The sequence below is a fragment of the Blastococcus colisei genome, assembly GCF_006717095.1.
Classification (GTDB): Bacteria; Actinomycetota; Actinomycetes; order Mycobacteriales; family Geodermatophilaceae; genus Blastococcus_B; species Blastococcus_B colisei.
Genome location: NZ_VFQE01000002.1, coordinates 229,891 through 243,142 on the forward strand (window position 1 = coordinate 229,891; position 13,252 = coordinate 243,142).

At 72.5% G+C, this 13,252-nt stretch carries 13 protein-coding genes; 7 read left to right on the forward strand and 6 right to left on the reverse strand.

Annotated features, from left to right (window positions below; translation table 11 throughout):
- Window positions 1-15: 15 nt before the first annotated feature.
- Together FHU33_RS20600 and FHU33_RS20605 are read left to right on the forward strand one after the other, a co-directional pair.
- The gene (locus FHU33_RS20600; RefSeq protein ID WP_142027481.1) at window positions 16-585 is read left to right on the forward strand and encodes an AMIN-like domain-containing (lipo)protein; all 570 of its coding nucleotides are present in this window, start codon (window positions 16-18) and stop codon (window positions 583-585) included.
- A 155-nt stretch (window positions 586-740) separates the two neighbouring features.
- Entirely contained in the window at window positions 741-1,331 is a 591-nt protein-coding gene (locus FHU33_RS20605; protein WP_246064046.1) for an AMIN-like domain-containing (lipo)protein, read from the forward strand.
- A 40-nt stretch (window positions 1,332-1,371) separates the two neighbouring features.
- On the opposite strand, the gene FHU33_RS20610 is transcribed toward FHU33_RS20605, so the two are convergent.
- On the reverse strand, window positions 1,372-1,683 hold the full coding sequence (locus FHU33_RS20610) for a hypothetical protein (RefSeq protein ID WP_142027482.1): 312 nt from the start codon (window positions 1,681-1,683) through the stop codon (window positions 1,372-1,374).
- The gene (gene mca, locus FHU33_RS20615) at window positions 1,680-2,567 is read right to left on the reverse strand and encodes a mycothiol conjugate amidase Mca (RefSeq protein WP_142027483.1); all 888 of its coding nucleotides are present in this window, start codon (window positions 2,565-2,567) and stop codon (window positions 1,680-1,682) included. The genes FHU33_RS20610 and mca overlap by 4 nt, the downstream gene beginning before the upstream one ends.
- A gap of 248 nt (window positions 2,568-2,815) precedes the next feature.
- Here mca and greA point away from each other — a divergent pair, with 248 nt between their 5' ends.
- Window positions 2,816-3,319: a transcription elongation factor GreA gene (gene greA, locus FHU33_RS20620; protein ID WP_142027484.1), complete on the forward strand. Its 504-nt coding sequence runs from the start codon at window positions 2,816-2,818 to the stop codon at window positions 3,317-3,319.
- 8 nt (window positions 3,320-3,327) lie between these two features.
- On the forward strand, window positions 3,328-3,651 hold the full coding sequence (locus FHU33_RS20625) for an RNHCP domain-containing protein (protein ID WP_142027485.1): 324 nt from the start codon (window positions 3,328-3,330) through the stop codon (window positions 3,649-3,651).
- Window positions 3,652-3,732: 81 nt separating this feature from the next.
- Here the strand turns inward: FHU33_RS20625 and FHU33_RS20630 are convergent, their stop codons facing one another.
- The 4 genes from FHU33_RS20630 to ilvA form a co-directional block, all read right to left on the reverse strand.
- A complete protein-coding gene (locus FHU33_RS20630) occupies window positions 3,733-5,793 on the reverse strand; it encodes a M3 family metallopeptidase (protein ID WP_142027486.1) in 2,061 nt (686 codons plus the stop codon).
- A gap of 98 nt (window positions 5,794-5,891) precedes the next feature.
- On the reverse strand, window positions 5,892-6,698 hold the full coding sequence (locus FHU33_RS20635) for an ABC transporter permease (protein ID WP_142027487.1): 807 nt from the start codon (window positions 6,696-6,698) through the stop codon (window positions 5,892-5,894).
- Window positions 6,695-7,696 carry an ATP-binding cassette domain-containing protein gene (locus FHU33_RS20640; RefSeq protein WP_142027488.1) on the reverse strand — a complete coding sequence of 334 codons (1,002 nt, stop codon included), beginning with the start codon at window positions 7,694-7,696 and terminating at the stop codon, window positions 6,695-6,697. The genes FHU33_RS20635 and FHU33_RS20640 overlap by 4 nt, the downstream gene beginning before the upstream one ends.
- Window positions 7,697-7,829: 133 nt before the next feature.
- A complete protein-coding gene (gene ilvA / locus FHU33_RS20645) occupies window positions 7,830-9,050 on the reverse strand; it encodes a threonine ammonia-lyase (RefSeq protein ID WP_211355295.1) in 1,221 nt (406 codons plus the stop codon).
- Window positions 9,051-9,204: 154 nt separating this feature from the next.
- Here ilvA and FHU33_RS20650 point away from each other — a divergent pair, with 154 nt between their 5' ends.
- The 3 genes from FHU33_RS20650 to FHU33_RS25165 all read left to right on the forward strand — a co-directional run bounded on the left by FHU33_RS20650 (window position 9,205) and on the right by FHU33_RS25165 (window position 13,247).
- Window positions 9,205-10,659, forward strand: a complete 1,455-nt coding sequence (locus FHU33_RS20650; protein ID WP_246064048.1) for a sigma 54-interacting transcriptional regulator — start codon at window positions 9,205-9,207, stop codon at window positions 10,657-10,659.
- 2 nt (window positions 10,660-10,661) lie between these two features.
- Window positions 10,662-12,641 carry a VWA domain-containing protein gene (locus FHU33_RS20655; protein WP_142027490.1) on the forward strand — a complete coding sequence of 660 codons (1,980 nt, stop codon included), beginning with the start codon at window positions 10,662-10,664 and terminating at the stop codon, window positions 12,639-12,641.
- A gap of 114 nt (window positions 12,642-12,755) precedes the next feature.
- The gene (locus FHU33_RS25165; protein WP_170182618.1) at window positions 12,756-13,247 is read left to right on the forward strand and encodes an AbrB family transcriptional regulator; all 492 of its coding nucleotides are present in this window, start codon (window positions 12,756-12,758) and stop codon (window positions 13,245-13,247) included.
- The last annotated feature ends 5 nt before the right edge of the window (window positions 13,248-13,252 follow it).

Below are 13,252 nucleotides of genomic sequence, written 5' to 3' on the forward strand. Positions count from 1 at the left end.
CAGGAGGCATCCGCCATGACACGAAAGCCCGCCCGTCTCCTCGTTCTCGCCCTCACCGCAGCGACCGCCGTCGCGGTCGCCGCCGTCCCCGCTTCGGCCGCAGACCCCTACTGCGGCATCGAGTGGGGCTCGCTCCCGAAGGTCGCCACCGCGTCGGACACCGAGATGGTCAACGGGGTCCGGGCCGGCCGGCACGCCTGCTTCGACCGCCTGGTTGTGGATCTCGGTGGGCAGGACACCACCTTCGGCTCTTACGACGTCCGTTACGTGTCCCTCGTCTCCGAGGACGGCTCGGGCCGCGCCGTGCCGGTGCGCGGGGCGGCGGACCTGCAGATCGTCCTGCGCGCCCCGGCGTACGACGAGTACGGGAACGCGACATTCGCGCCTGCGGACCGCCACGAGGTCGTGGACGTCTACGGCTACTCGACGTTCCGCCAGGTCGCGTGGGCCGGCTCCTACGAGGGCTCCACGACCATGGCCCTCGGCGTCCGGGCCCGCCTGCCGGTCCGCGTCTTCGCGCTGCCCGGCACACCGGCGTCCGACCACGGCCCACGGCTGGTCATCGACGTCGCGCACCGCTGGTAACCGCACCACAGCCCGCCGTCCCCGGTCCCTCGGGGACGGCGGGTGCATCGCGCCGAGCCCGTGACGACCTGATGACGATCGCGCGATGCCCAGGACCCCACGCGATGTACCGGGTACGGAGCGGGCACCGGACACCCCCGCCCACGGAGGCGATCGTGAAGCGACAGCGTTCCCGGCTCCTGCCCCTGCTCGTCGGGACCGTCCTGACCACGGGGGTGCTGGCCGGGCCGGCCCAGGCCTCCCCGACGCGGCACGGCCCGCAGCCCTTCTGCGGACAGGTGTGGGGCTCGCTGCCCGAGGCACAGCAGATGTCGACGTCCACGGCCATCGTCACCGACGTCCGCGCCGGCCGGCACGTCTGCTTCGACCGCCTGGTCATCGACCTCGGCGGGACGGCGGACGCCGCGCCTTCCTACGACGTCCGCTACGTCGACCGGCTGTCCGCGCCGGGTTCAGGCGACGAGATCCCGCTGCGCGGCGGCGCGACCCTCCAGGTGCTGGTCGGAGCGCCCGCGTACAACGATCGCGGGCAGCCGACGTACCTGCCCGGCGACCGCCGCGAGATCCTCGACGTGGCGTCCTTCGAGACGTTCCGGCAGGTCGCCTGGGGCGGCTCGTTCGAGGGGCAGACGAGCCTGGGCATCGGGACACGGGCGCGACTTCCGTTCCGCGTCTTTCCGCTGCCCGGCGCGCCGGGGACCGACCAGGGCTTCCGACTGGTCATCGACGTCGGCCACATCTGGTGACGCCCGCGCTCAGCGCCCTCCGAATCCGTGGCCGGTCGGGTCAGCCGCGCGGCCCCGGGTCGTCCCGGCGATCATCGCGCGGCGGCTCGATCGCCAGCGGAGCGCGGCGGAGCTCGTCCAGCAACTGCCCCCCCGGCTGCGGCTGGAAGAGCTCCTCCGGGGTGTCGGGCACCTGCGGTCCGCGCTCCGCGGGGTCGAAGCTGGCCGGGATCCGCTTGAGATGCTTGCTCATCGAGCGGACCAGCAGGAACACGGCGATCAGCAGGACGACGGTGAGCAGCAGCCCCAGCGGACCGGACTTGCCGACGTCCTCCGGCGCTTGCCCGGCCAGTACGGCGAACGCATCGGTCATCGCACACCCACCTCACTGCGGATCCCGGCGAACAGATCGTCCTCCGGCACGGGCACGTCGACCAGGGTCCGGGCCAGCTCGTAGTCCTCGGTCGGCCACACCCGCTGCTGGGTCTCCGGCGGGCAGGCGAACCACCGGCCCTCCGGGTCGATCTGGGTGGCGTGCGCGATCAGGGCGGCATCGCGGACCGGGAAGTACTCGGCGCACGGCACGCGCGTGGTGACCCGGTGGGAGATGTCGTGCGCCGGGTCCCACTTGTCCAGCCACTCGGTGTACGGCGACTCCACCCCCGTGGCGAGGATGGCCTCGTGCAGCGCCTTCGTGCGCGGCAGCGTGAAGCTCATGTGGTAGTAGAGCTTGCTCGGCTGCCACGGCTCGCCCAGCTCGGGATAGCGGTCCGGATCACCCGCGGCCTCGAACGCGTGGACCGAGATCTCGTGGGTCTTGATGTGGTCGGGGTGCGGGTAGCCGCCGCGCTCGTCGTAGGTGGTGATGACCTGCGGCTTGAAGCGGCGGATGAGCGCCACCAGCGGGGCGGCGGCCTCCTGCAGCGGGACCAGGGCGAAGCAGCCCTCCGGGAGCGGCGGCAGCGGGTCGCCCTCGGGGAGGCCGGAGTCGACGAAGCCGAGGAACTCCTGCTCCACGCCGAGGATCTCCCGGGCCCGGGCCATCTCCTCGACCCGGATCTGCGGCAGTCGCTCCCACACCTCCGGGCGGTCCATCGCCGGGTTGAGCACGGAGCCGCGTTCGCCACCGGTGCAGGTCGCCACGAGGACGCGCGCGCCCTCGGCGACGTACTTCGCCATGGTGGCCGCGCCCTTGCTCGACTCGTCGTCCGGATGGGCGTGCACCGCGAGCAGGCGCAACTGGTCGGGTGAGGTCACGGAACCATTGTCACCCGTCGCCGCCGCGGACCGGCGCGTGCCCGGACCGGCCGCACGCGAAGGGGCTGGTCGGCTACCCGGTCGAGGGAACCTGTGTCACTGATCACCAGGTGGACCGGTACGGTTCCGCATCTCCGGGACGACTCCCGCATCAGTGCGTCGGCGTCGCGCCCGGTGTTAGCTTGGCGGATCGACAAGCGGCCGTCCCCAGCCGGGGCCGGCCACCCGAGTCTCAGGAGTACCCCTACGTGTCCACCCCCACTGACGAGCAGGACCAGGGCGTCTGGCTGACGCAGGAGGCCCACGACCGGCTCAAGGCCGAGCTCGACCAGTTGGTGGCCGGCCGGCCTGCGATAGCCGCGGAGATCAACGCCCGCCGCGAGGAGGGCGACCTCAAGGAGAACGGCGGCTACCACGCGGCGAAGGACGAGCAGGGCAAGCAGGAGGCCCGCATCCGGCAGCTGACCGACCTGCTCCGCAAGGCCCGGGTGGGCGACGCCCCGAAGACGGCGACCAACGCCGCCCTGGGCACCGTCATCACCATCAAGTTCGCCGGTGACGACGACACCGAGAAGTTCCTGCTCGGTTCCCGGGAGATCGCCGGGACGACGGAGCTCACCGTCTACTCCCCCGAATCGGCCATGGGCGCGGCCATCATGGGCGCGGCACCCGGCAGCACGGTGACCTACCAGGCGCCCAACGGCCGCGACATCAGCGTCGAGGTCGTCGCCGTCGAGCCGTTCGTCCCCTGACGCGGGCGATGAGGACCCGCTCCCGCCAGGCGGAGAACACCGGGTTCGAGTGCGTCCACTGCACCGCGCCGGTACCGGCCAACACCGACGGGCACTACCGCAACCACTGCCCGTTCTGCCTGTGGTCGCTGCACGTCGACGAGCTGCCCGGCGACCGGGCCAGCGAGTGCCGGCAGGCCATGGAACCCATCGGGCTGGTGGAGAAGTCGGGCAAGGGCTGGCAGGTGGTGCACCGCTGCACGGCGTGCGGCCATCGCCAACCCAACCGGCTGGTCCGCGACGGCGAGAGCCCCGACGACCTCGACCTGGTTCTCTCGCTCCCCTGGTTGTGATACCCGCCCTCCTGGAGTCCTTCTCGTGCTCCTGTAGTCCTGCAGCACCCCAGGAGCACGAGGAACACCCATGAAGCGGCCTCAGGCGGGCGCCAGGCCCCTTCGGCGGAGCAGCGGCTGGGGGTCGGCGTCGCGGCCGCGGACGGCGCGGAAGGCCGCCAGCGGATCGACGGAGCCACCGACGGCGAGCAGCTTCGTGCGGAACGCGTCGCCGTTCTCGCGGCGCAGGCCACCGTTCTCCTTGAACCACTCCACGGTGTCGGCGTCGAGGACCTCCGACCAGATGTAGGAGTAGTACCCGGCCGCGTAGCCCCCGGCGAAGATGTGCTGGAAGTACGTCGTGCGGTATCGCGGCGGCACGAGGGAGGACGCGACCCCGGCGTCCTCCAGTGCGCGCTGTTCGAAGGTGAGCGGGTCGCCGATCTCGGTGTCCGGGGTGATGCGGTGCCAGGCCTGGTCGAGCAGGGTCGCCGCCAGGTACTCCAGCGTCCCGAAGCCCTCTCCCCACAGCCGGGCAGCGTCGATCGACTCGACAGCGGCCTGCGACAGGGGCTGGCCGGTCTCCACGTGGTGGGCGTAGTTGCTCAGGATCTCCGGCCAGAGCGCCCACATCTCGTTGACCTGGCTCGGGAACTCGACGAAGTCGCGGGGCACCGCCGTGCCGGAGAACCGCGGGTAGGTGACCGCCGAGCTCAGTCCGTGCAGGGCGTGGCCGAACTCGTGGAACAGCGTGTTCACCTCGTCGAGGGTCAGCAGGGTCGGCTGGCCGGCCGGCGCACGTGACACGTTGAGGTTGTTCACCACCACCGGCGACGACCCGAGCAGCCGGGACTGGCGGACGAACGAGCTCATCCACGCCCCGCCGCGCTTGCCCTCGCGGGCGAAGAAGTCACCCAGGTAGAGGCCGACGGCGGCGCCGCCCGCGTCGCTGACCTCCCACACGCGGACGTCGGGGTGGTAGCCGACGAGCTCGGGACGCGGGGTGAACCGGTAGCCGTACAGCAGTCCGGCGGCGTGGAAGACGCCGTCGACCAGCACGCGGTCCAGCTCGAAGTACGGGCGCAGCGCTGCGGTGTCGACGGCGTAGCGCTCGGCCCGCACCTGTTCGCTGTAGAACGCCCAGTCCCACGGCTCGAGCTCGACGCCGTCCCGTGCGGCGGCCTCCCGCACGATCGCCGCCTCGGCCTCGGCGTTGGACACCGAGGCCGGAGCCATCGAGGCGAGCATCGCGTCGACGGCCGCGGTGGTGCGCGCGGTCGAGTCGGCGAGCACCAGGTCGGCATGCGTGGCGAAGCCCAGCAGCCGGGCGCGCTCGGCCCGCAGCGTCGCGATGCGAGTGGCCACCGGGCCGTTGTCGTGCTCCCCCGCGGACGCCCGGCCCAGGGACGCCTCGAGCACCCGCCGGCGCAACTCCCGGTTCCGCAGCTTGGCCAGCACCGGCTGTCCCGTGGGCAGCAGCAACGCCAGGAGGTAGCCGTCCAGGCGGCGGTCGGCGGCCGCGGTCGCGGCCCCGGCGATCTCCTCCTCGCTCAGGCCGTCGAGCTCGGCCCGTTCGCCCACCCGAACCGCCGCGGCCTCGGTGGCCAGCTGGAGGTTCTGCCCGAAAGTGGTCGAGAGGGTCGACAGCTCCTGGTTCAGCTCGGTCAGCCGCGCCCTGCCCTCCTCGTCGAGCTGCGCACCGGCCAGCACGAAGTCGAGGTGGTAGCGCTCGACGAGCCGCACCGCCTCCTCGTCGAGCCCGCCGTCGTGCCGGGCGGCGTGCACCGCGGCGATGCGGGCGAACAGCGCCGGCTCGAGGCGGATCGCATCGGAGTGGGCCGCCTCCAGCGGGGCGACCTCCCGCTCGATCTCGCGCAACCTCGGTGTGGACACCGACGAGGTCAGGTTGCCGAACACGCTCCACGCCCGGGTCAGCAGAGCTCCCGACCGCTCCATGGCGACGACCGTGTTCTCGAACGTGGGCGCCGTGGCCGAGCCGACGATCGCGGCGATCTCCGACCGCTGCTCGGCCATCCCCGCCAGCAGCGCCTCCCGGCAGTGCTCGTCGGAGATGTCGGCGAACGGCGGCAGCCGGAACGGCAGCTCCGACACCTGGGCCAGCGGGTTGTCAGGGGACACGGCGGCGGTGCCAGCGGCGCTCATCACCGTCCATCTTGTCGCTCCTGGGGTGTTGCTCGCGCTTCCGGGGTCCTGCGGGACCCTTGAGCGGGGACAACACCCCAGGAGCGAGGCGTCGCGACTCAGCGGCCGGCGGTGCGGCGGTAGGTCCGCACGGCCAGCGGCACGAAGACGGCCAGGAACAGCGCCACCCAGATGAACACGTAGAGCACCGGGTTCTGGAGCGCCCACCCCTGTGGCGCCGGCGCGCCCGGTGCGACGTTGCCGAACAACTCCCGGGCGCCCTGGACGACCGCGGACACCGGGTTCCACTCCGCGAACGTCTTGAGGACGGACGGGAAGTTGTCGATCGGCACGAAGGTGTTCGCGATGAAGGTGATCGGGAAGATCACGATGAAGCTCGCGTTGTTCACCACCTCCGGGGTCCGCACGAGCAATCCGACCAGGGCCATCACCCAGGACATCGCATAGGCGAAGGTCAGCAGCAGCAGGACCCCGAGGACCGCCTCGCCGATGGAGGTGTTGATCCGCCACCCGACCAGCAGGCCGGTGATCATCATGACGGCGATGGTCAGGACGTTCAGGACGAGATCGGAGACGGTACGCCCGATCAACACCGCCGACCGGGCCATGGGCAGCGAGCGGAAGCGGTCGATGAGCCCCTTCTGCAGGTCCTCGGCCAGGCTCGCGCCGGTGATCGTGCTCCCGAAGACGACGGTCTGGGCGAAGATGCCCGGCAGGAGGAACTCGGCATAGCTGAGCCCGCCGGGCACGGGGATCGCACTGCCGAAGACGTACCGGAACAGCAGCACGAACATGATCGGGGACAGGGTCGCGAAGACGATCAGGTCGGGCACCCGCTTGACCTTGATCAGGTTGCGCCGGGTGATCGTCAGACTGTCCGAGACGGTCATGGCCAGCGTGGTCATCGGGCTCCTCCTGCGGCGGGCACCGGCTCGGACGGGATCTCGTCGCCGGTCGCGATGTCCTCGGCCGCGTGGCCGGTGAGGGTGAGGAAGACGTCGTCGAGGTCGGGACGGCGCAGACCGACGTCGAGCACCTCCACGCCGCTGCCCTCGAGCCTGCGCAGCGCTTCGGCGAGCACCTCGGTGCCGCCGCGCACCGGCAGGCTGAGCCGCCGGCTCTGCTCGTCCGCGCGCGGCTCGTCGACGGCCAGCGGGCGCAGTCGCTCGGTCGCCTCGGCCAGATCGACCGCCCGGGCCAGCGTGAACTCCAGCCGCTGACCACCGACCTGCGCCTTCAGGTCGTCACCCGTCCCCCGGGCGATGACCCTGCCGCGGTCGATGACGACCATCCGGTCGGCCAGCCGGTCGGCCTCCTCCAGGTACTGGGTGGTCAGCAGGATCGTCGTCCCGCCGTCGGCCAGCTCGGCGATGAACTCCCACATGGCCAGCCGGCTGCGCGGGTCCAGCCCGGTCGTCGGCTCGTCGAGGAACAGCACCCGGGGACGGTTGATCAGCGATGCCGCGATGTCGAGCCGGCGCCGCATGCCGCCGGAGTAGGTCTTGGCCGGACGGTCGGCCGCGCCGGAGAGGTCGAAGCGCTCCAGCAGCTCGCCCGCCCGCGACCGGGCCTCGGCCTTGGGCAGGTGGTAGAGCCGGCCCACCATCTCGAGGTTCTCGAAGCCGGTCAGGTACTCGTCCACGGCGGCGTACTGACCGGTGAGGCCGATCGACGCCCGCACCGCGTCCGCGTCGCGCACCACGTCGAGGCCCACCACCTCTGCCCGCCCCGCGTCGGCGAGGAGCAACGTGGTGAGGATCCGCACCACCGTCGTCTTCCCCGCGCCGTTCGGGCCGAGGAGCCCGAGCACCGAGCCCTCGGCGACGGTCAGGTCCACTCCGTCGAGAGCCGTGGTGGCACCGAAGCGCTTCACCAGCCCGTCGACGACGATCGCGTCGGTCATGCCGGCCACGCTAGGGGGCGACGGTGACAGTTCCCGACCGCTTCACGCGGTCGGCGAACAGCTTTCCGAATGTTCACGTCCACGGCACTCAGGACATCGCCGACCGGCAGAACTCATCGGCGCCGGAGGCGTCTCACTCCCGGATGACCGCGTACCCCGCCTGCAGGAGCGCGGCGACGACGTCGTCCGCGTGGTCGGGGCCGCGCGTCTCCAGGACGACGAAGACCTCGACCTCACCGATGTCGAGCCGGGTCGCCGTCCGCTCGTGCTCGACCTCGAGCACGTTGGCGCCGACGGCGGCGAGCTCGGCCAGCACGCCGGCCAGCGACCCCGGCCGGTCCGGCACCCGCAGGCGCAGCGACAGGTAGCGCCCCGCCGCGGCCATGCCGTGCTGGACCACCTTGAGCAGCAGCACCGGGTCGATGTTTCCGCCGGAGACGACGGCCACGGCCGGCGGCGCGAACGCCTCCGGGTCGGCGAGGACCGCGGCCACCGCGGCGACGCCCGCCGGCTCGACGACGAGCTTGGCCCGCTCCAGGCAGAACAGCAGCGCTCGCGAGAGGTCCTCCTCGCTGACCGTCCGGACCTCGTCGACCAGGCCCTGGACGTGCGCGAGCGTGAGGTCGCCCGGGGCGGCGACGGCGATCCCGTCGGCCATCGTGGCCATGACCGGCAGCGGCACCGGCCGGCCCGCTGCCAGCGACCCGGGGAAGGCCGCCGCCCCCTCGGCCTGCACCGCCACCACCCGGACGTCGGGACGACGCGCCTTCACCGCGGCCGCCACACCCGAGACCAGTCCCCCGCCACCGGCGCAGACGACGACGGTGGCGACGTCGGGGCACTGGTCGAGCACCTCCAGGCCGACGGTGCCCTGGCCGGCGATGACGTCGACGTGGTCGAACGGGTGGATGAAGGTCGCTCCGGTGGTTTCGGCGTGTTCGGCGGCGGCCACGAGCGCCTCGGTGAGCGTCGGCCCGCCCAGCCGGATGTCCGCGCCATAGGCCCGGGTGGCCGCCACCTTGGGCAGGGGCGCGGTCTCGGGCATGAAGACGGTGGCCGAGCACCCGAGCAGCCGCGCGGCCAGCGCGACGCCCTGGGCGTGGTTGCCGGCGCTGGCGGCGACCACGCCGCCGGCCCGCTCGGCGTCGGTGAGCCGGGAGATCCGCGTGTAGGCGCCGCGGATCTTGAACGACCCCGTCCGCTGCAGGTTCTCGCACTTGAGCCACACCGGGCCGCCGACCCGGTCGGCGAGCCCGCGGGAGTGCCACAGCGGCGTGTGCCGGACGACGTCGGCGAGCAGCTCGGCGGCGGACTCGACGTCTGCGCCGGTCACGAGGGGTACGTCAGGGGCCACGCGCCGATCATGGCAGGCCGCCACCCCCGCGGGGTCGATGTCGATCAGGTTCGCTGATCACGCTGGGTCCTCCCTCGCGGTCGACGGCGAGGGAGGACCCACGATGGCGAGGGAGGACCACCCGCCACGCCGTTCCCGTCGTACCGTGGCGAAGGTGACGGACGTCCCCGCACCCTCTTCGCCTGCCCCCGCCCCCACGACACTCGGCGAGTTCCGCAAGACAGGGGCCCGCTTCCGCCCGGTGAAGGCGGAACTGCGCGCCAACCTGCTCGCCCGGCTGGGCGCCGGACAGCCCAGCCTCCCCGGCATGGTCGGATTCGAGGACACCGTGCTCCCCGAGGTCGAGCGCGCCCTCATCGCCGGCCACGACCTCGTCCTGCTGGGCGAGCGCGGCCAGGGCAAGACCCGGTTGATCCGCACCCTCGTCGGGCTGCTCGACGAGTGGACGCCGGTGCTCGTCGGCAGCGAGCTCAACGAGCACCCGCTGCAGCCGATCTCGGTGTGGGCCCACCGGCAGATCGCCGAGCACGGCGACGCCACGCCGGTCGGCTGGCTGCACCGCAGCGAGCGCTTCGGCGAGAAGCTCGCCACCCCCGACACCAGCGTCGGAGACCTCATCGGCGACGTCGACCCGATCAAGGTCGCCGAGGGGCGCACCCTGGGCGACCCCGAGACGGTGCACTACGGCCTGGTGCCGCGGACCAACCGCGGCATCTTCAGCGTCAACGAGCTGCCCGATCTGGCCGAGCGCATCCAGGTGGCGCTGCTCAACGTGCTCGAGGAGCGCGACATCCAGATCCGCGGCTACCGGGTTCGGCTGCCGCTGGACCTGCTGCTGGTCGCCAGCGCCAACCCCGAGGACTACACCAACCGCGGCCGGATCATCACGCCGCTGAAGGACCGGTTCGGGGCCGAGGTGCGCACGCACTACCCGATCGAGCTCACCGACGAGATCCGGCTGCTGCACCAGGAGGCGCAGACCAGTTGGAGCGGCGACGGCACCTTCGGCATGCCCGTCGTCCCCGAACACCTGGTCGAGATCATCGCCCGGTTCACCCGGCTCGTCCGCGAGTCCAGCCACGTCGACCAGCGATCGGGGGTCAGCGCGCGGTTCGCCATCGCCGGGCTGGAGACGGCCACCGCCTCCGCCGTCCGCCGGGCCGCCATCGCCGGGGAGACCCGGCCGGTCGCCCGCGTGGTCGACCTGCCGAGCGTCGTCCCGGCCAGTCGCGGCAAGGTCGAGTTCGCCGACGCCGGCTCCGATCCGGACGACGAACGGGAGCTCGAGGTCCTGGAGCACCTGCTGCGCCAGGCGACCGCGCAGACGTTCCGCGCCCGCTGCGCCGGTCTGGACCTGACCGGCCTGCAGGAGCACTTCACCGGCGGGGAGACCGTGGAGTCCGGGGAGCTGGTGTCCGCGCCGGCGCTGCTCGGCCAGCTGGGCACCATCCCGAAGCTCGCGGAGCTGCTGGGCCGGCTCGGGGTGCCGGAGGGCGAGCAGTCGGCCGAGCAGGCGGCCGCCGCGGTCGAGTTCGCCCTCGAGGGGCTCTACCTCACCCGCCGGCTGGCCAAGGACACCGACGGCACCCGCACGGTCTACGGGGCCTGACGATGGCGCGCCGGCCCGGGAAGGGCTATCGCTACGGCCGCTGGCACGGCGGACCGGACCCGCTGGCGCCGCCGTACGACCTGGGCAACGCCGTGGACGAGATCGGCGACTCGGTGCTGGGCGGCAGTGGCGTGCGAGAGGCGCTGCGCGAGCTGCTCCGGAGGGGCACGGAGGGACGGCGCGGACTCGACGAGCTGCGCCGCTCGGTGCGCGAGCGGCTGCGCAAGGCGCGCACCGCCGGGCGGATGGACGGTACGCTCCAGGAGGTCCGGGAGCTGCTCGACAAGGCGCTCACCGCGGAGAAACGGGAGCTGTTCCCCGACCCGGACGACGCCGCGCGGCTGGCCGAGGCCGAGCTGGACGCCCTGCCGGAGGACACCGCGGGGGCGGTGCGGGCCCTCAAGGAGTACCCGTGGCGCTCACCGGAGGCCCGGCAGGCCTACGAGCAGATCCAGGACCTGCTGCGCCGTGAGGTGCTCGACAGCTCGTTCGCGTCGATGAAGCAGGCGCTGGAGAACGCCGGCGAGCAGGACATCCAGGCGGTCAAGGACATGGTCGCCGACCTGTCGGCGCTCATCGACGCGCACAACCGCGGTGAGGACACCGACGAGCGGTTCCGCGACTTCATGGAGAAGCACGGCCAGTTCTTCCCCGACGATCCGCAGTCGGTCGAGGAGCTGATCGACTCCCTCGCCCGCCGGGCGGCCGCGCAGGAACGCATGATGGCCGGCCTCTCCCCCGAGCAGCGGGCCGAGCTGTCCGAGCTCATGGCGCAGACGATGTCCGACATGGGGCTGGCCAGCGAGATGGCCCACCTCTCCGACGCCCTGCGCCAGGCCCGCCCCGACCTGCCGTGGGGGCAGCGGGGCCAGGTGCCCGACGGCGAGCAGTCCCTGGGGATGGGCGACGCCACCAGCGCCGTCGCCGAGCTCGCCGACCTCGAGGCACTGTCCAGCCAGCTGTCGCAGGGCTACGCCGGCGCGTCCCTGGCCGACATCGACGAGGAGCTGCTCGAGCGTGCGCTCGGGCGGCCGGCCGTCGACGATCTCGCTGCCCTCCGCCAGCTGGAGCGCGAGCTGGAGCGACAGGGCTTCCTCAACCGGTCGGATGGCCGCCTGGAACTGTCCCCGAAGGCCGTCCGCCGGCTCGGCGCCACGGCCCTGCGGCGGGTCTTCGCGAAGCTCGACGCCGCCGGCCGCGGCGAGCACGACGTCGCCGACGCCGGAGCCGCCGGCGAGCTCACCGGCAGCTCGCGGGAGTGGCGGTTCGGCGACGAGCAGCCGCTCGACGTCGTCCGCACGGTCAAGAACGCCGTCCTGCGGACGGCGGGGACACCACGAGCGGACGGCGGGGTTCGCATCGCCGTCGAGGACTTCGAGGTCGTCGAGACCGAGCGGCGCACCGGCGCCGCGGTGGCCCTGCTGGTCGACCTCTCCTACTCGATGGCGCTGCGCGGGACCTGGGGCGCGGCCAAGTCGACCGCGATGGCGCTGCACTCGCTGGTGACCACCCGTTTCCCGCAGGACGCCATCCAGATCATCGGGTTCTCCTCCACGGCGCAGGTGCTGCGCCCGGAGACCCTCGCGGAGCTGTCGGTGGACACCCTTCAGGGCACGAACCTGCAGCACGGGCTGATGCTGGCCCGGCGGTTCCTCGCCCACCACCGCGATGCGGAGCCGGTGGTCCTCGTCGTCACCGACGGTGAGCCCACCGCCCACCTCGAGGACGACGGGACGCCGTTCTTCTGCTGGCCGCCCATGCCGGAGACCATCGCCCGCACCGTCGCCGAGATGGAGCGGGTGGCGCGCACCGGCGCCACGGTGAACGTGTTCGCCCTGGACCCCGACCCGGGCCTGATCCACTTCGTCCACGACCTCACCCAGCGCGCCGGTGGCCGGGTGTTCCAGCCCGACGCGGACAGGCTCGGCGAGTACGTGGTCGCCGACTACCTCCGGACGCGACGGGGCCGTCGGGCCCACTGAGGGGACGAGCCGAGATCGCGTGATCTCGGCACATCGCGACACCTGAGCGGCCGGGAGCACGGCCGTGCGCTCCATATACGATATAGGCATCTTCGCCAGAAACGGGAGGCCTCCGTGCTGATGCTCGCGACGCTGGCGGCCGCCGCGGCAGGCGGCCTGCTCGCGCGGCGCCTGCGACTTCCCGGGGGCCTGCTGGTCGGCTCCGCGATCGGCGCCGCGGCCGTGACGCTGATGTCGGGAAGCCGGCTACCCGTCCCGGCCGCGATGCACATCGCGATCCCGATCGCGGTGGGGACGCTGACCGGATTGCTGCTCACGCGCAAAGCGGTGCGCGAACTCCGTTCCGTACTGCTGATGGCGGTGTGCTCGGGCGTGGCGATCATCGCGCTCGGGCTCGGTGTCGCCGCGGCACTCGAAGCGATCGGGTGGGCGCCACCCGCGGTCGCCCTCGCCACGTCGCCGGGGGCGCTCAGCGTGCTCGTCGGGACAGCGATCGAAGTGCAGACCGGCAGCGTGGAGGTGGCCATGTTCCACATGGTCCGGCTGATGCTCGTCGTCCTGCTGTCGCCGCTGCTGGTGGCCCTCCTGCGGCACCCCGACCCGTGAGGCGT